Origin of the sequence: Lysinibacillus sp., assembly GCF_032093475.1 — a bacterium.
Lineage (GTDB): Bacteria > Bacillota > Bacilli > Bacillales_A > Planococcaceae > Lysinibacillus > Lysinibacillus irui.
Genome location: NZ_DAMDAY010000054.1, coordinates 10636 through 26601 on the forward strand (window position 1 = coordinate 10636; position 15966 = coordinate 26601).

Below are 15966 nucleotides of genomic sequence, written 5' to 3' on the forward strand. Positions count from 1 at the left end.
AGCTCTAAAACCTCAAGCTGATGCGCCATATCTAAATAGGTTGTGGGTTCATCTAAAAAAATAATGTCAGTCTCCTGAGCTAATGCCATCGCAATCCACACACGCTGACGCTGTCCACCAGATAGAGCATCCACAGATTGTAAACGGAAGTCTTTTGTTTTGGTCACCTGTAGAGCCCAATCGATTACCTCTTTATCCTTTTGAGATAAATTCCCAAAGCCCTTTTGATAAGGAAATCGACCGTAGGATACTAGCTCTTCCACTGTTAAACCATGTGCACTTTCTGGACTCTGTGGTAGAATTGCCAGCTCTTTAGCCAATTCTTTCGTTTTCATCTTGGAAATCGTTTGACCATCTAATATGACCTGCCCACTCTCATGCTTTAAAATACGCGTAATGGCCTTTAATAACGTTGATTTTCCACAACCATTTGAACCAATAATCGTCGTAATTTTGCCATCTGGAATTTGCAATGATAAGTCATGCACAATGGTTTTGCTCTCATAACCAACACGTATCGAGTCAACTTCTAAACGCAAAACGGACCCTCACTTTCTTTTTACTTATTTCCATGCTATGATATTCATAGTTAAAAATGATAATCATTATCACTAGAATTAGTCTAGTTTTCCGATAAGATTTTGTCAATTACTTTTTTACTATTCATTAAGGATGTGGCAATAAAAATGCAACCTATATACGATGTGACAATTATTGGCGGAGGCCCTGCTGGCTTATATAGTGCCTTTTATAGTGGTTTACGTGGATTAAAAACAAAATTATTGGAAAGCCAACCACAGTTAGGTGGAAAAGTATTACTGTATCCTGAAAAGTTGATTTGGGATATTGGCGGACACCCTCCTGTGTTAGGCGAGCAGTTTGCTAAACAGTTAATCGAGCAAGCAAAAACGTTTGATCCTACGATTTTGACTAACACAAAGGTAGACTTTATTGAACGCCAGGATGATCTATTTATCATACATACAGCGACGGGTGAAAAGCATTATTCGAGAACAGTGCTGTTAGCTGTAGGAGGTGGCATTATCAATCCACAAAAGCTAACACTTGAAGGTGCTGAAAAATACGAAATGGCGAATTTACATTATACTGTACAATCCTATAAACGCTTTGTTGATAAGGATATCTTGATTTCAGGTGGTGGCAATGCGGCCATTGATTGGGCTGTTGAATTAAGCCCGATTGCCAAAAGTGTGACCGTTGTTTACCGTAAAGAGAAGTTATCTGCACATGAAGCAACTGTACAGGAAGCACTGGATGCTGGTGTACACATTGAGTGTAATACAACTATTACAAAGCTTACTGCCAATGCTAATAAAACGGCTATTCAATTAGTGACATGTGAAAACACGACAACTAAACAAAGCTATATTCGTCAAATCGATGAGGTGATCGTAAGCCACGGCTATAATTGTGAAGCATCCCTCACATTTGATGAGGCCATTGCTGTTCCTAAAAAGGATGATTATTATGTAGAAGGAAGAGCAACTGGAGAGACGGCACAGCCTGGCATTTTTGCAGCAGGAGATATTTTATCGTTTGAAGGAAAAATTAATTTACTACTTGGGACATTCCAGGATGCGGCTAATGCCGTTAACTCGATTAAGACTTATTTAGAGCCATCAGCCTATCGTCATGGTATGGTCTCCTCTCATAATGAGCTATTTAAAGAAAAAAATCGTTCTATTATTGAAAAGCAACTTGTCCAAGTCAATTAAACACTTTTATGTACCCTCTTAAGATCCTTCTCTTAAGAGGGTTTTTAGCTTTTATTTAAATAAACTTAGTAATGACCCCATCTGCCTTAACATATTGACTCCATTCGTAATCGTCCCAGCGTGCCCCATAATCGTATTTAAATGATCAGGCAAATTCCCTAATCTTAAACCTTGTGATTGTTGGTTAGGAGAATAGTAAGGTTGTTGTATGGATCTACCTCGAAAAGGTGGGCCAAAATATTGTCTATTGCTCGGCGGATATGATCCCCTTCTAGCATTTGGATGGAAATATGGCATTTATACACCCCCTATCTGAAAGCTTCAAGATAGTATATGTGCGAATTTTAAGGATGAATTAGACATTTGAAGAAGTGTTAAAAATAATATATTTCGTAAGACACTACTATATGGACGTCACCTTACTAGTTTTCTTGTCATACTATAAGAAAAAAGAAGGTGTTTATTATTCAAAGCTCTAATTATCTCCAATTTTTAGCTAAATTTGGTATCGGAGGTGCACATCCTGGGGGCATTAATCTATCAAAAGCACTTTTTGAACATGAGAATATCCAGCGAGGTGTAGACATTTTAGATGTGGGGTGTGGCACAGGGCAAACTGCTGCTTATTTAGCTTCCTTCTATCAGGCAAATGTCACGGGCATCGATGTTCATCCTCTTATGATCGAAAAAGCTAGACAACGAATGCAAAAAACTCATTTAGCTGTCAACCTTATAGAAGGCTCGATTGAGCAAACCTCAATTGAAAAAGAGTCTTTTGACTTCATTCTTGCCGAATCGGTTCTGGCCTTTGTCAATCAACAACGGGCTTTACAAGAGATTTATCGTTTATTAAAAAAAGGGGGCCGCTTTATTGCCATTGAATTCACCCTTCCTGCAATACTTCCCTCCCAACTAGCACAAGAAATCCAGCAGTTTTATGGATTTGAATCTCTTCTTACGAAAAAGGATTGGGTCACATTATTGCAGCAAGCTGGGTTTCACAATATTCGAATACAAAAAAATAAATCCATCTCGTCTCAGCACGAATTTCATTTTTCCCAACATATTGAACCCGAATTACTAGATGTAATGGATGAGCATATGACGATGAACGAAAAATACGGAAAATATTTGGACTATCGTATTTATTCATGTACAAAATAAATGAGCCAGCTTCTAATGTTGCTGGTTTTTTTGCCGTTACAGCAATTTTATGACACCTGTCATCTAGATTCTTTGACTGCTGTGAATAGGTTTTCTCTTTATAATTTCTTATTCTTAAAACATAAGAAAACAAAAGAAAGAGTGATTAAACTTATGCAAACACAACAACGACTCCCCTTTATCGATATGTTAAGAGGCTTTGCTGTCTTAGGAACACTTGGCACAAATATTTGGATTTTTGCTTATCTAGGAGATTTATCGTATATCACAACGAGTAATTATTCTGGTTGGTGGTCCTTCAATGACTTTTTACGAATGGTCGTCCTATTTTTCGTCAATGGGAAGCTCCTTGGGCTGTTAACCATTATGTTTGGGGTAGGCTTACAATTAAAATACCAACAAGCTCTACGAAGAGGAAATGCTTGGCCGGGCGTCTATCTTTGGACAATTGTCTTTTTAGGTTTGGAAGGATTGCTGCATTATACACTTGTCATGGAATACGATATTTTAATGAGCTACGCAGTGACAGCTTTCATAGTTGCCTTCCTAATCCGATTAGGTGACAAAGTGATGACATGGGCTTTCTATCTGTTTGGTAGCTTTCATGTCCTTATGATTCTATTGATTTTCATTAGTAGCCTACAGGGTACAATTATTTCCTTCAATGGTATGGAAACTGTGGCTGCTCTATATGAACAGGGCACATGGCTTGCACAAGTTCAACATCGTCTGACGAATTTTTTATTTTATCGAACAGAAGCCATTTTTATTATCCCAATGAATGTCTTTTTATTTTTACTTGGTGTGAAATTCATGCGCAATGAGGTATTTTCGCAGCATGACAAAGGACGTCAAGCTCGTCAAAAGCTCTTTAAAATCGGTATATATATTGGCCTACCGTTAAATTTACTGTTATTTGTTCCTGGTGGACTGTTTGATTTACCTGTTCGCTATTTATGTGCTCCTATTCTATCAATTGGCTATATTGGTATTTTAGGTAAACTGGTAGAATATAAGAGACTGGATTGGCTGTGGCAATGTTTTGCACAAGTTGGCAAGATGTCTTTGAGCTGTTATGTCCTCCAAAACGTGCTGGCTTCTATCATTTTTTATGGCTGGGGGCTTGGCTTAGGAGGTCAATTAAATAGCATTGTTATTATCAGTATTTGGCTAGCCCTATCTTGCCTACAGCTCATGTTAGCGTCATTTTGGCAGCAGCGCTTTCATATGGGCCCGATGGAGTGGATTCGTAAAAAAACCATTCAAGCGATGACACAGTAATACGCAACAAAGGATGGTGTATGAAATAAAAATTTATCCTAGAGAACAAATAAAGCATTATTTAATCATCGATGTGATGTCCTTGATTGTTTTAATAACGATGGTGTTATGGTCTCATTCAGCTCTCCCTTTGGCAGCTCGAATATCGATTTTAGGCTTGTATCTCGGTGCCTTCTATATAGCTTTATGGCATCGAGATTGGAGGTTGCTTGTAGCTTCACTTGTAGCCTTCCTCCTTATTACTATCCTCGGTATATATGAGGACATCTTTATGCTGATTTTCGGATTTACCTTTGCCGATTTATTAGGAAGAGCCAAATCGAAATGGCATATCGCGATTGGGATGCTTGGTATAGCTGTCATGTTTTTAGGCGTCATGAAACTTACTACAGATTCGCTAGTAACAGTTGAATCACAGGTACTAGCACCAATGATGATTATTCAAATGGTGTTTCCTGTCCTTATTTATTTTGTAGAAAAGTCGAAAAACCTACAATCTGAATTGGCTGATGTCAATACGCAGCTCGTTCAACAAGAGGAACGACAGCGAATTGCTAGAGATCTCCATGACACGATTGGTCATACGCTGACGATGATTAAAATCAAAACAGAGCTAACGACTAAACTAATCGACCGAGATCCTTCAAGTGTCAAACAAGAATTAAATGAGATACTAGCCACTACTCGTACCGCCCTAAAACAAGTACGAGAGCTCGTATCTGATATGAATTTTGTATCATTACAGACCGAGTTAATACACTGTCAGCAACTATTACAAAGCGCGAATATTACAACAACGCTACACAATCAATGCCCTACAATCGTCCTTTCTAGCGTGGAGGAAACGATGCTTGCTTTATGTGTACGAGAAGCTACGACAAACCTCCTCAAGCATAGTGAGGCAAAAAAATGCCACATGACAATCCATTGTCACAATGGACTGTATACGCTAGAGATGAAAGACGATGGAATTGGATTATCGCAGAAAGGGCTTGGCAATGGCATCCATTCAATGAAAGAAAGAATGCAAGTTCTTCAGGGCTCGGCCACGGTTGAAAATAACACACCTACAGGTACAAGTGTGGTACTAACCATACCCATTCAAGATGGAAAGGAGCCTCTAACATGATACGTGTATTACTAGCTGAGGACCAACAAATGCTACGGGGTGCCTTAACATCGCTCTTATCTTTTGAACCAGATATTGAAGTAATAGCAGAAGTGTCAGATGGTCAAAAAGCATGGGACTACATTCAACAGGAGCTACCTGATGTTTGTGTCGTAGATATAGAAATGCCTCATTTGTCAGGATTGGAGCTTGCAGAAAAAATTAAACAGGCTAACCTCCCCTGCAAAGTCATGATTGTCACAACTTTTGCACGCCCGGGCTATTTACAAAAAGCGATGGACTGTGAGGTTCACGGCTATCTACTAAAAGATGAACCCATTGATTATTTAATCGCTACAATTCGGAAAATCATGCAAGGAGAAAAGGTAGTCAGCAAGGATTTAGCCGCTACCTTATTTATGAAAGAGCATAACCCTTTAAATGAACGCGAAATTGCCGTACTACAACTTGTTCAAGAAGGCTTAACGACAAATGAAATTAGTAAACGATTATTTTTAACAAAAGGCACCATTCGCAATTATTTATCAACCTCTATTCAAAAGCTACAGGTCGAATCTAGACAGCAAGCCGCTCAGGTAGCACGTGAAAAAGGCTGGCTATAGCTAAAAAATCTCGCCACAGCATGTGACGAGATTTTTATTTGGATACTTTACATCTATTAGGTTTCAGGTTTTAGGTTTCAAATGACAGATTCATTATTCTATTAAAAATTATTTTCCTTGTAGAACTACATTTGTTGCTGTGGCCCAGTTGTTTAATGGCATAACTGTATAACTTACATTCGCTTTTAACGTGCCACCGTTCGCAACATCAAAGATACCTACAGCACCTTTACGTGATGAATAGCGATACTGTGCTTGTAATGTGCTACCATCATTTCCACGTAGCTCAACACTTCTTCCTGCTAGTAAATCAGATTGAGGATCATTTGTTAATTGTAATTCGAATGATTTTTCATCAATAGCTTTTGCTGATTGTAGTGTAAATGGTGCGATTTCTTGTGCTACAAAGCTCTTTACATCCATTTCCGCCCATTGTGAGTACACGCGATATGTGACACCTGGTTTTAATATTTGTCCAGCCGGTAATCTAAATTGAGGAGCTTGTCTGCCATCTGCTGCTTGCGTGAATGGTACATAGTTTGCTACAAACTCTTCTCCTTCACTTGTTTTCACTGTCACATAGCGGTCACGTAATGAAGATATAACATCAAAACGTTTGCCACTCGCATCTCGATTATGACGATCTAAGCTAAATGCTAAATCTCCACGACCAGCGCGATATGCTTCAATAATATTGGCATAGTCCACAACGCCATCCTCTTGGAATGATTCCAATGTAAATGTATCGTTTGTTACTTGCTCCACATTGCGCACAAATACTTTTTCATCTGTTCCTTCAAAAACTTTATTCCGCTGTTCTTTATAGCTCAATGTATAGATGAAGTCATCTTCTTGGAATGTCGTCGGTACAATATATGTACTCTTAGATCCTGTCATTAAGCGTGGCACATTGACAATCTCTAAATCTCCATTAAACGTAAAATGCTGTTTAATTGCATCTAGATTATTCAGATCTACATCAGCTGCTGCTAACGGCTGGTTAAATGTAATTTGAAGTGTCATTGTATTTAATGGCTTAATATTTGTAATCTTTGCTACTTGCTCATTTTCGGCAGCTGTTACCACTTTCTTACTTGCTGCCTCTGCATTCAAAGGCTCGTTAAATGTAACAAGACCTGCTGATAAAACGGATAATGCTAATGCTGCTGGAACCATACGTTTTCTTAATTTCATCTATAAAACTCTCCTTTTTGGTGTCATTTGGTTTACAAGATTTATCATAAAGCCCATATCTAAACTGCCAATAAATAAACTATTAAAAAAAAATAAAAAAATAAGAAAAATAATTTAAGAACAACTAGAAAGAAATTTTCAAAACATCTGGTATGTAACAATAACAAACAGACCATTAACTGGAATACACATTGGTAATATTCTATAATTTTCCATAATTCACTTTAAGAAAATTGAAACTATACACTTGTTGATACGTAATCTATAACGACACCACATTAAAAAGAGGGGGATTTCAAATAAGTTCTTCGACATTCAGGATTAGCCGGTTGCTTTTGTACTTTGTACTCGTATCACTATTTCTCTTTGTTTCGGGAAATGTCGGACAATATTTGATAGAAACACAAGGTATGGATAAAAAAATAGCCATGCTTTTACAAGGAATGATTTTTACTGGGTTAACGCTTGTTGTCCTTTTTGTACTTAAAAGAGAAAATCCAGATTTTTTAAAAAATATTGGATTGAAGGGTGTTAATTCATTATCTAAGTTGATGTTCGGTATTGCGTTGCCTTTTATTTTACTCGTATCAGGCATTTTAACAGCTTATTTATTTGGTGGCATAGAAAATGTCAGGTTGAACTTGACAACAAATGTCATTATCGCTATTTTAATCAATTCATTAACAGCATTTATGTATGAGGCATTTCCAGAAGAAGTTTTTATCCGGGGACTAATTTTTGAAGAGTTGCATAAGAAATATCGGTTTATCATCTCATTAATTTTGCAACCGTTAATTTTCATATGTGTGCCGATTATGGTGATGGCCATGGCATCCATATTCTTTAGTGAACCATTTACAGTAACTATAGACTACTTTATTTTACTCTTCATTTTTGGCATTGCTCTACAGCTATATAGAAGATATACAGGTACACTATGGATGAGTATTCTCTTTCATATTGTTTATCTTGAAGTGGCTAGATATATTTCCATGGGAGGCATGTATAACCCAGATGTCGCTCTTTTAGAGTTTGATGAGACATTTGGAGGATTTATGACGCTCTACTTGTCTTTTTTGTTTATAGTGATATTGAGTGTAGTCGTGCTGTCAGTTTTGTTGCTAATTGATAAAAGAAAAAATAATTATAAAAACAACATTTTACAATAATTTTCTATATCTCTTATTTTCTTCAATAAAAACTCTAAAGGTTCGCATATGGAGGTTTTAAATATATCGTACAACAAAAGGAATCGAGAGCGTGACCTCTAGATTCCTTTTGTCTATAATGTGGATTATTTTGCTCCCGCGGCAATTAGGATTTGTTCAATCTCTTGAAAGCCTCGCTGTTTCGCGTGTTGCAATGGTGTAACATTATTTTGATCGGGTATAGTCACATCTGCACCATGCTCAATTAATAATTGAATCACGGTCTGCTGTGTAGGATTGCCGTTATTTAAGACAATCGCCTCCATTAGGGCTGTCCATCCTAAATGATTGACATGATTGACGTTAATGTCTGTATTCGTTAATAACTCCTCGATGACCTCCACATGACCATGCTCTGCTGCTGGAATTAATGCTGTTCCGCCATATCCATTCAAAATCGTAGGATCTGCTCCCGCCTGAATAGTAAGCTTTAAAATATCGAGATAGCCTTCTGCTCCTGCATAGAGGAACGGTGTGTTTTGCATGCTATCTTGAATATTAACATCTGCCCCCGCCTCAATTAATAGCTTGGCTGCCTCCACATCCTGATTATATGTAGCAATCATTAAGGCCGTTCGCTTGTTTGCATCCTGAGCATTGATATCTACTTTTTGCTCCAGAACCTTTCGAAGCACCTCTATATCTCCTTTTTCTGCTGCTTTCAAAAGCTCGCCTGTCAAATCTGTTTTCACCTCTTCACTTCCCCCTCTATCAAGCTGGATAGCCTCTGTATCATTGGAGGAACACCCTTGCAGTAAAAATGATAATGCTATCATAACTGCCTGTATCTCCTTCACCTGTCATACACCCCTTTCTAATTTGATGATGTACTTTCTTTAGTGTACGTGGTAATGCTAAATTGCCTATTAACCATTTCTTAAAAAAGTCTAAAATCTTGTACAAAAAAATACCTCGCCAACAAGACGAGATATCTTTTCTTATACATTGAAGCGATAGCCTGCTCCCCAAACGGTTTCTAAAAATTTGGGCTGTGCGGGATCACGTTCAATTTTTTCACGTAGCTTTCGAATATGGACAGTAACAGTCGAAACATCCGCAGCTGATTCATAACCCCAGTTACGCTCATATAATTGTTCTTTACTTAATACCTGATTGGGGTGTTTCGCAAAAAATACCAACAAATCAAATTCCTTTGTCGTAAAGGCAATTTCATCTCCATTCACAAAAACCTTTCTGGCTGATGTATCAATAGTAATGCCATGGATGGACATCAAATGGTTGGTTTGCTGATTTGTTGCAAGACGCTCATATCTCGATAAATGAGCCTTGACCCTTGCCACTAGCTCACTTGGACTAAAGGGCTTTGTAATATAATCATCTGCTCCTAGTCCAAGACCTCGAATTTTATCAATATCTTCTTTTTTAGCCGACACAAACAGTATTGGAATATTGTTCACTGCACGAATCTGTTTACAAATTTCGAAGCCATTCATCCCAGGCAGCATAATATCCAAAATGATTAAATCATAATCACCTTCAAGTGCCTGTTTCAGTCCATCATCTCCTTGATGCTGAATATTCACTACAAACCCATTAATTTCCAAATAATCTCGTTGGAGCTCTGCTATGCTCACTTCATCTTCAATTAGCAGTATTTTTTTCATGTTCTTTCACCTTCTCCTCCGCCTTTTTCAATGAAATGAAAATGCTCGTCCCCTTTGTTAGCTCACTGTTCGCCCAAATGTCGCCGCCCATTTCAAGCACAATTTGTTTCGCAATGGCTAAGCCTAAGCCACTCCCACCTGTTTGCGAATTACGTGAGAGCTCTGCACGGTAAAAGCGATCAAAAATGTGAGGTAATGCGACAGGATCAATACCCGTACCATTATCTGTTACTTGAATAATCGCGTCATCTACTCGCTCATGTAAGGAAATAATAATTTGCTTATATGGTTTATCCATATATTTTTCACTATTGCTTAATAAGTTTGACAGGACCCTTCTTAATTTATCACGATCAGCCATAACAAAAAGTGGTGAGTCCGCTGATATATATTGTAAGTGAATGTCTCGATCAATAAAATCAAAGCTCGCATCCTCTACATAATCATGCATATATTGCTGTAAATTGACGTTTTCCATTTGGAATGGAATCTTTTTTAAGTCCAACTTTGAAAATAAGAACAGCTCATCAATTAATACATCCATATCCTTTGCTTTCGTATAGATAGTTGTTAAATATTTATCCATCTTCTCCTCTGTATTCGCCACACCATCTTTGATGCCCTCTACATAGCCAATAATCGAGGTCATTGGCGTTTTTAAATCATGTGAGATATTTGATAGTAATTCTTTTCGATTTTCCTCATATTGAAGCTGCAGCTGGATCGATTCTTTCAGCTTAATCCTCATTTCTTCAAACGATCGATTAAGCTGTCCTATTTCATCATTCGAACGGGACGTAATTTCAAAATCCAAATCACCCGATTTTATGCGTTCTGCCCCTTCCTTTAAAGCAGAAATTGGATTAATAATACTTCTCGAAACTAAATAATTTAATATGCCAATAATCATCATAAATAAGACAAATAAAATACCTAAAAGAATAGGTAATAGCTCTCGTGTTACTTCTGCACGGGAACTAACCTCTCGTAAAACGAAAATACTTCCCTCTGTTTCATCCGGAAAATAAAAATCGAATTTTACATACGTATAAAATGCTTGATTAATCATGATGGTGTCACGAGAATTTATATTCGTTGCCTCAAAACCAGGTAAACTTTTCAGCAACAATTGCTTATGGTTTTTCTGCGTAGAATAGACAATTTGGTGATCTTTTCGTACAACAATCTCAATCGCAGGGGCATTTATTTTTTCTAGCTGCTTGACATCTAAAAGCTGCTTGGGATCAGTTTTAGCTAGTAATTTTAAATCCAAAAAAGCATTTTCCTCTACCGTTGTCAAAGGTTTTTGGACATAGGATTTTTTATAAAAATGCTCAATCGCTTTAACATCACCTGTAATAGCAAAGGAAAAAAGAAAAACTGCTGCTAGTAATAGAGCGATGGCAATAAAAATAACACCAATATAAGATAGTAAAAACCTCGTTTTAATTGACATCTACATTCCCCCAATAAAGCTGAAGCTACTAGCAATGTACCATACAAATCTTAAAACTTTATAAAATTCGGCTGAAAAATCTATAAACAATTACAGTATTGCGCGTATGCTATTGAAGTAAACAACACAAAAAAAGATACGGCACCTTAATGCTGTGCCGTATCCAGTCATTTATTTTGTTTCTTCTGCTCTTAATTTCTTTTTTGTTTGCCAGCCAATAATGATAAGTTCAATCAACACTACAGCGATCAAGGAAGCGCCAAACAATGGCATTAATACACCTAAAATAATAAGGAAGATCACAAAAGGCAATGAAATTTTATGAGAAATTTGAGGTGGTGCTGACAGCTCGCCTTTTTTCCTACGTAAAATCCACATGCGAATTCCCCAGACAATGACAGCTAAAAAGGCGAGACAAATCACTAAGTTTAGCAGCTTATTAGGCCAGCCAAATAAGTGGCCTTCATGTAAAGGAATACCCCATGAAAAGAACTTGGCTAACATACCGTAATCCTTATAGTTGACTTGATCGATAAACTTGCCACTATATTGATCAAAATACATTGTCGCTTCTTCTGTAGGTTTGACATCTAGACCCGTTACTCCAGAGTTACTAGCCTTTGCCACTGTATATACGCCTTCACTATTTGAAGGGTAAATAATTGAATAAGGCTTAGTGATATTCATTGCATCGATTTCTTTTTCAAGGTTAGCAATCGAGATTTGGTTGTCGTTTGTATAACGGACAGCGCCGCCTCCATGATGCTGTGCATGTTCGCCTTCAGACGATGGTGCTTCTAATTGGCGAGTCGCCCATGGTATTTCCGAGACATCCGATGTTGGTGGCTTTTGCTGTAATATTGGGTAACCAAACGTTGGACTCTCTGAAGCAATATTGGAAAGGATTGACCCTTGAAAAGCAGACCATAATAGCCCTGTAGAAATGAACATTACCATTGGAATCGTAATAATGGTCCCAACAAGCGCATGGTATCTCTTACTTTTTTGGCGTTTATTTTCCGACTTGTGCTTTTTCAGAGCATTCCCTTTAAATGTCATATAAAGACCTGACAGTAATAAAAAGATAGTCCAGCATGCTGCTAGTTCTACTAAATAATTGACAAATGTACCGCCAATAAATAGGGAGCTATGCGTATTTCTCATAATATTAGAGAATGTATAGTTGGCATCCTGACTACCTACCATTTGATTGTGATCATCTAAAAATACATATTTTTCTTCTTTCCCATTTGATAATGTTAAACGGGTATTATATGGTTCTTCCAGCATAATGACTTTAGTTGTGGAGTACCCCGCAAATGCCGCTTCCGCTTTTTCTACGGCTTCATCAATCGTTAAGACCTCTTCTTTATGGCTTTCTCCAAAAAAGTAATCATCATATAATTTGTTCTCTACATCTGTAAAAAATAAATAGCCAATCCCACTTAAAGTAAGAGATAACAATAATGGCGTTATAAAAAGTGCTGCGAAAAAATGTAGCCGCCAAAACCTTGAATAAAGCAAATTTTTCATATTTAATCTCCGTTCTTTTTATATATAGCAAATTTATTATATAAAGTAAAAGTGAAATATGAATGAAGTCCTAAAGGCAGTTTTATGACAAACAAATGTATTCCAATTGGTATTATGATATTTATGAACAAAAATAATCATAGCCAAACCTGTTTTGACTCAAGTTTGACTATGATTAGGGCAAGATTTACAAACTCATATTCACCAAAATTTTACACTGACTACGATCTTTTGTTAAAGCCTCAAAGCCTTTTTCCACAATATCCTCTAAAGCAATTTCACTTGTAATCACGGCTTGTCCATCAATGACACCTCGTGCTAGTAATCGAATGACTTCAGGGAAAATGTTAACATAGGCAAATGAACCGCTAATTGTTACCTCTGGTGAAACTACCGCATTTGGATTAAATTCAACTGGTCTTTCCCAGACACTGACAATTTTAAATTCGCCGCCAGGGCGAACAGCACTTACGCCACTTGTAAACGTTGCTTGAACACCTGCTGCATCATAGGCAACATCTACTCCACCATTTGTTTTTTCGCGAATATAGGCTACGGCATCTGTGTCGATTGGATTGATAACATAGGTTGCACCCAAATCAAGCGCTTTTTGGCGACGTTCATCGGAAACCTCCACTACAAAGATTTCACTTGCTCCAGCCGCTTTCACAGCCTGCAAGACTAATAAGCCAATGGGACCTGCGCCAAAAATAGCGGCAGTATCGCCAAGCTTTAATTGACTTTGTCGAACAGCATGCACAGCTACCGCTGTCGGTTCTACCAGAGCACCTAGCTCTAAACTCATACCATCAGGAAGCTGGTAAATATTTCCCTCTTGCACAACCGCATATTCAGCGAATCCACCTGAAATGGTATAACCATAAGATTGTCCACGTTTACATAAGTTTGAATAGCCACGTCTACAGTTATCACATTTGCCACATGGTATTGGCGGCTCCACTGCTACGCGATCCCCTACTTTTGTTTGTGTAACTCCTTCTGCTACTTCTACAACAACTCCGGCAAATTCATGCCCTAATACTGGTTGTGTACGGAATGCATAGGCCCCGCCTACATATTCATGTAAATCACTACCACAAATTCCGGCAAACGCAACTTTCACTTTCACCATCCCAGGCTCTAGTGCTGGCAGTTGTGCCTCCTCTACTCGAATATCTTTAATACCGTAAAATTTTGCTGCTTTCATTGTGATTACCTTCTTTATTTATTGTTTTGTGTGAAGACCATTGAACACGAAATGAACTGCAAGCTCTGCAATTTGCTCGGGTGTTGATTGTAAAGAAGAACGATTTAAAAATGGGTTATTCAAGGAATACATTAACGTCCCCATAATAAAGTTCAACGCGACATCAATGGACTCATAGTGTATGGTCTGTTGCTCTTGACACGCTTGTAAAATTGTTCGAAGCTGCTCCCAGGAAGGTAAAAAAACATCCTTTAGCATCTCTAGTCTTGGACTATTCATGACAATCTCTTGCTGTAAAATATCAATTAATTCATGCTCATGAATACGATAAAGGACAAAATTACGACAAAAGCTTCTGAGCGCACCTAGTGAATCGCTAACATCATAATGGGCATTCATAAAGGTGTCGCGTAGCGGTTCAAATAATGCATTGAAGACATTTTCTTTCCCACCAAAATGATAGGAAACAAGCGCGAGCGACACATTTGCCTCATCACAAATTTGTCTCACTGTCGTTCCATCATAGCCTCTTGATGAAAACAAGGATTTCGCTGCCTGCAAAATTTGTTCTTTTACCTCTTTATTTTTCTCTTTTTGTGCTACTTCTTTCTTATCGACTTCTCTCACCTCTTTTTTGAACAAGTGTTCAAAACGATTGTTCAAAAAAATCTTACGCCTACAATTTACTATTGTCAATGGATGCGCTCATTAATAATGGCTACTTCCATTTACGAAGTAGCCAACATGAATTTTATCCAATTAATTCTTTCATAACATTCGCATATGCCGCTAAAATCGACTGCTCATGTGCGGCATCATGCCCAACATACTGTTCAACAAGCTCCTTCAATGGTCTAGCCGCGTAAGGCTCTTGCATAATTTCTAATTTAAATAGACTTTCATAGTATTCAATCACTTGTGGATTCATGTGAACCGCTCCTTTATTGTTTTACATAAAAAAACATCTTTCCCTCATTAGAAAGATGTCTACAATGACAAATACACGACATAATACGATGATGGCCAGTTGAAAAAAAGCTTGCTATTAAACATAGAAGCTACCTTTTTAGCAATCATCGTACTATGAGCATGCAGGAGAATTTCTCTAGTCACACTCAACACCCCCTATCCGCGTAGGTTTTTGGCTGTACTAGATAAAGGCAGGTCTCCTGGCTTATGTTCATCGCACCTTCCACCTTCCCATTACGACTCGTAACAGTGGCCCTTTGAAATGTGCTCCCATTTACAGTTGCGGGACAGCGTCGGATTTTCACCGATCTTCCCTTTTAAACAAATTAAAAAATCTAATTTGTACCTCTATCCTATTATTCCGTTTTTATTATTATACCATAGTACTAATATCATAATAGATTAGATATCGTGGGCTATCCTTTACTTTTTTGGAGTCTATCACTCAATCCTAGGGTCTATCCTTCAATTCGCGCATTCTATCCGCCGCTTTAAGCGCTATCCTTCACTTTCAGAGTTCTATCCTTCACTTTAAGCATTCTATCCACCACTTTTTGTCGGCTATCCTTCAATTTTGGGGTTCTATCCACCGCTTTAAGCGCTATCCTTCACTTTCAGAGTTCTATCCCTCACTTTGAGCATTCTATCCACCACTTTTTGTCGGCTATCCTTCAATTTCGGGGTTCTATCCACCGGCTTAAGCACTATCCTTCACTTTCAGAGTTCTATCCCTCACTTTGAGCATTCTATCCACCACTTTTTGTCGGCTATCCTTCAATTTCGGGGTTCTATCCACCGGCTTAAGCACTATCCTTCACTTTCAGAGTTCTATCCCTCACTTTGAGCATTCTATCCACCACTT

17 protein-coding genes and 1 riboswitch are annotated in these 15966 nt (G+C 37.9%); of the genes, 6 read left to right on the forward strand and 11 right to left on the reverse strand.

What is annotated here, in order from left to right; genetic code table 11:
• On the reverse strand, positions 1 to 539 hold a 539-nt coding region (locus RT445_RS12640), incomplete at its 3' end, for an ABC transporter ATP-binding protein (RefSeq protein WP_313470666.1).
• 147 nt (positions 540 to 686) lie between these two features.
• Here RT445_RS12640 and RT445_RS12645 point away from each other — a divergent pair.
• A complete protein-coding gene (locus tag RT445_RS12645) occupies positions 687 to 1736 on the forward strand; it encodes an NAD(P)/FAD-dependent oxidoreductase (protein ID WP_274796690.1) in 1050 nt (349 codons plus the stop codon).
• Between the two features lie 51 nt (positions 1737 to 1787).
• Here RT445_RS12645 and RT445_RS12650 read toward each other — a convergent pair whose 3' ends face one another.
• On the reverse strand, positions 1788 to 2033 hold the full coding sequence (locus RT445_RS12650; protein ID WP_274796689.1) for a hypothetical protein: 246 nt from the start codon (positions 2031 to 2033) through the stop codon (positions 1788 to 1790).
• A gap of 159 nt (positions 2034 to 2192) precedes the next feature.
• Here RT445_RS12650 and RT445_RS12655 point away from each other — a divergent pair, with 159 nt between their 5' ends.
• The 4 genes from RT445_RS12655 to RT445_RS12670 all read left to right on the forward strand — a co-directional run bounded on the left by RT445_RS12655 (position 2193) and on the right by RT445_RS12670 (position 5912).
• Complete coding sequence (locus RT445_RS12655; RefSeq protein WP_274796688.1) at positions 2193 to 2900, forward strand: class I SAM-dependent methyltransferase; 708 nt, start codon at positions 2193 to 2195, stop codon at positions 2898 to 2900.
• Between the two features lie 153 nt (positions 2901 to 3053).
• On the forward strand, positions 3054 to 4181 hold the full coding sequence (locus RT445_RS12660) for a DUF418 domain-containing protein (protein WP_274796687.1): 1128 nt from the start codon (positions 3054 to 3056) through the stop codon (positions 4179 to 4181).
• 13 nt (positions 4182 to 4194) lie between these two features.
• On the forward strand, positions 4195 to 5310 hold the full coding sequence (locus RT445_RS12665; protein WP_274796686.1) for a sensor histidine kinase: 1116 nt from the start codon (positions 4195 to 4197) through the stop codon (positions 5308 to 5310).
• Complete coding sequence (locus tag RT445_RS12670) at positions 5307 to 5912, forward strand: response regulator transcription factor (RefSeq protein ID WP_274796685.1); 606 nt, start codon at positions 5307 to 5309, stop codon at positions 5910 to 5912. The genes RT445_RS12665 and RT445_RS12670 overlap by 4 nt, the downstream gene beginning before the upstream one ends.
• A gap of 108 nt (positions 5913 to 6020) precedes the next feature.
• Here the strand turns inward: RT445_RS12670 and RT445_RS12675 are convergent, their stop codons facing one another.
• Positions 6021 to 7106 (reverse strand): Ig-like domain-containing protein, encoded by a 1086-nt coding sequence (locus RT445_RS12675; protein ID WP_274796684.1) that lies wholly within the window; start codon positions 7104 to 7106, stop codon positions 6021 to 6023.
• Positions 7107 to 7516: 410 nt separating this feature from the next.
• Between RT445_RS12675 and RT445_RS12680 the strand changes: the two genes are divergently transcribed.
• Positions 7517 to 8275, forward strand: coding sequence for a CPBP family intramembrane glutamic endopeptidase (locus RT445_RS12680; protein ID WP_312507028.1), 759 nt, complete (start codon positions 7517 to 7519; stop codon positions 8273 to 8275).
• A 125-nt stretch (positions 8276 to 8400) separates the two neighbouring features.
• Here RT445_RS12680 and RT445_RS12685 read toward each other — a convergent pair whose 3' ends face one another.
• The 8 genes from RT445_RS12685 to RT445_RS12720 all read right to left on the reverse strand — a co-directional run bounded on the left by RT445_RS12685 (position 8401) and on the right by RT445_RS12720 (position 15248).
• The gene (locus RT445_RS12685; protein ID WP_396631769.1) at positions 8401 to 9090 is read right to left on the reverse strand and encodes an ankyrin repeat domain-containing protein; all 690 of its coding nucleotides are present in this window, start codon (positions 9088 to 9090) and stop codon (positions 8401 to 8403) included.
• Between the two features lie 162 nt (positions 9091 to 9252).
• The gene (locus tag RT445_RS12690; protein WP_274796681.1) at positions 9253 to 9939 is read right to left on the reverse strand and encodes a response regulator transcription factor; all 687 of its coding nucleotides are present in this window, start codon (positions 9937 to 9939) and stop codon (positions 9253 to 9255) included.
• The gene (locus RT445_RS12695) at positions 9917 to 11395 is read right to left on the reverse strand and encodes a sensor histidine kinase (RefSeq protein WP_274796680.1); all 1479 of its coding nucleotides are present in this window, start codon (positions 11393 to 11395) and stop codon (positions 9917 to 9919) included. The genes RT445_RS12690 and RT445_RS12695 overlap by 23 nt, the downstream gene beginning before the upstream one ends.
• A gap of 171 nt (positions 11396 to 11566) precedes the next feature.
• The gene (locus RT445_RS12700; protein WP_274796679.1) at positions 11567 to 12928 is read right to left on the reverse strand and encodes a PepSY-associated TM helix domain-containing protein; all 1362 of its coding nucleotides are present in this window, start codon (positions 12926 to 12928) and stop codon (positions 11567 to 11569) included.
• A gap of 187 nt (positions 12929 to 13115) precedes the next feature.
• A complete protein-coding gene (locus RT445_RS12705) occupies positions 13116 to 14135 on the reverse strand; it encodes a 2,3-butanediol dehydrogenase (RefSeq protein ID WP_274796678.1) in 1020 nt (339 codons plus the stop codon).
• An 18-nt stretch (positions 14136 to 14153) separates the two neighbouring features.
• The gene (locus tag RT445_RS12710) at positions 14154 to 14798 is read right to left on the reverse strand and encodes a TetR/AcrR family transcriptional regulator (RefSeq protein WP_312507027.1); all 645 of its coding nucleotides are present in this window, start codon (positions 14796 to 14798) and stop codon (positions 14154 to 14156) included.
• 88 nt (positions 14799 to 14886) lie between these two features.
• Positions 14887 to 15063 carry a hypothetical protein gene (locus tag RT445_RS12715; RefSeq protein ID WP_274796676.1) on the reverse strand — a complete coding sequence of 59 codons (177 nt, stop codon included), beginning with the start codon at positions 15061 to 15063 and terminating at the stop codon, positions 14887 to 14889.
• Positions 15064 to 15122: 59 nt separating this feature from the next.
• Complete coding sequence (locus RT445_RS12720) at positions 15123 to 15248, reverse strand: hypothetical protein (protein WP_274796675.1); 126 nt, start codon at positions 15246 to 15248, stop codon at positions 15123 to 15125.
• 29 nt (positions 15249 to 15277) lie between these two features.
• A riboswitch (cobalamin riboswitch) is annotated at positions 15278 to 15469 on the reverse strand.
• Positions 15470 to 15966 lie beyond the last annotated feature (497 nt).

Excerpts from the sequence above, each read along its gene's own strand:
- RT445_RS12645 (WP_274796690.1), top strand. The coding sequence starts at position 687 with ATGCAACCTATATACGATGTGACAATTATTGGCGGAGGCCCTGCTGGC.
- RT445_RS12650 (WP_274796689.1), bottom strand. The coding sequence starts at position 2,033 with ATGCCATATTTCCATCCAAATGCTAGAAGGGGATCATATCCGCCGAGC.
- RT445_RS12660 (WP_274796687.1), top strand. The coding sequence starts at position 3,054 with ATGCAAACACAACAACGACTCCCCTTTATCGATATGTTAAGAGGCTTT.
- RT445_RS12665 (WP_274796686.1), top strand. The coding sequence starts at position 4,195 with ATGGTGTATGAAATAAAAATTTATCCTAGAGAACAAATAAAGCATTAT.
- RT445_RS12670 (WP_274796685.1), top strand. The coding sequence starts at position 5,307 with ATGATACGTGTATTACTAGCTGAGGACCAACAAATGCTACGGGGTGCC.
- RT445_RS12675 (WP_274796684.1), bottom strand. The coding sequence starts at position 7,106 with ATGAAATTAAGAAAACGTATGGTTCCAGCAGCATTAGCATTATCCGTT.
- RT445_RS12680 (WP_312507028.1), top strand. The coding sequence starts at position 7,517 with ATGGATAAAAAAATAGCCATGCTTTTACAAGGAATGATTTTTACTGGG.
- RT445_RS12685 (WP_396631769.1), bottom strand. The coding sequence starts at position 9,090 with ATGATAGCATTATCATTTTTACTGCAAGGGTGTTCCTCCAATGATACA.
- RT445_RS12690 (WP_274796681.1), bottom strand. The coding sequence starts at position 9,939 with ATGAAAAAAATACTGCTAATTGAAGATGAAGTGAGCATAGCAGAGCTC.
- RT445_RS12695 (WP_274796680.1), bottom strand. The coding sequence starts at position 11,395 with ATGTCAATTAAAACGAGGTTTTTACTATCTTATATTGGTGTTATTTTT.
- RT445_RS12700 (WP_274796679.1), bottom strand. The coding sequence starts at position 12,928 with ATGAAAAATTTGCTTTATTCAAGGTTTTGGCGGCTACATTTTTTCGCA.
- RT445_RS12705 (WP_274796678.1), bottom strand. The coding sequence starts at position 14,135 with ATGAAAGCAGCAAAATTTTACGGTATTAAAGATATTCGAGTAGAGGAG.
- RT445_RS12715 (WP_274796676.1), bottom strand. The coding sequence starts at position 15,063 with ATGAATCCACAAGTGATTGAATACTATGAAAGTCTATTTAAATTAGAA.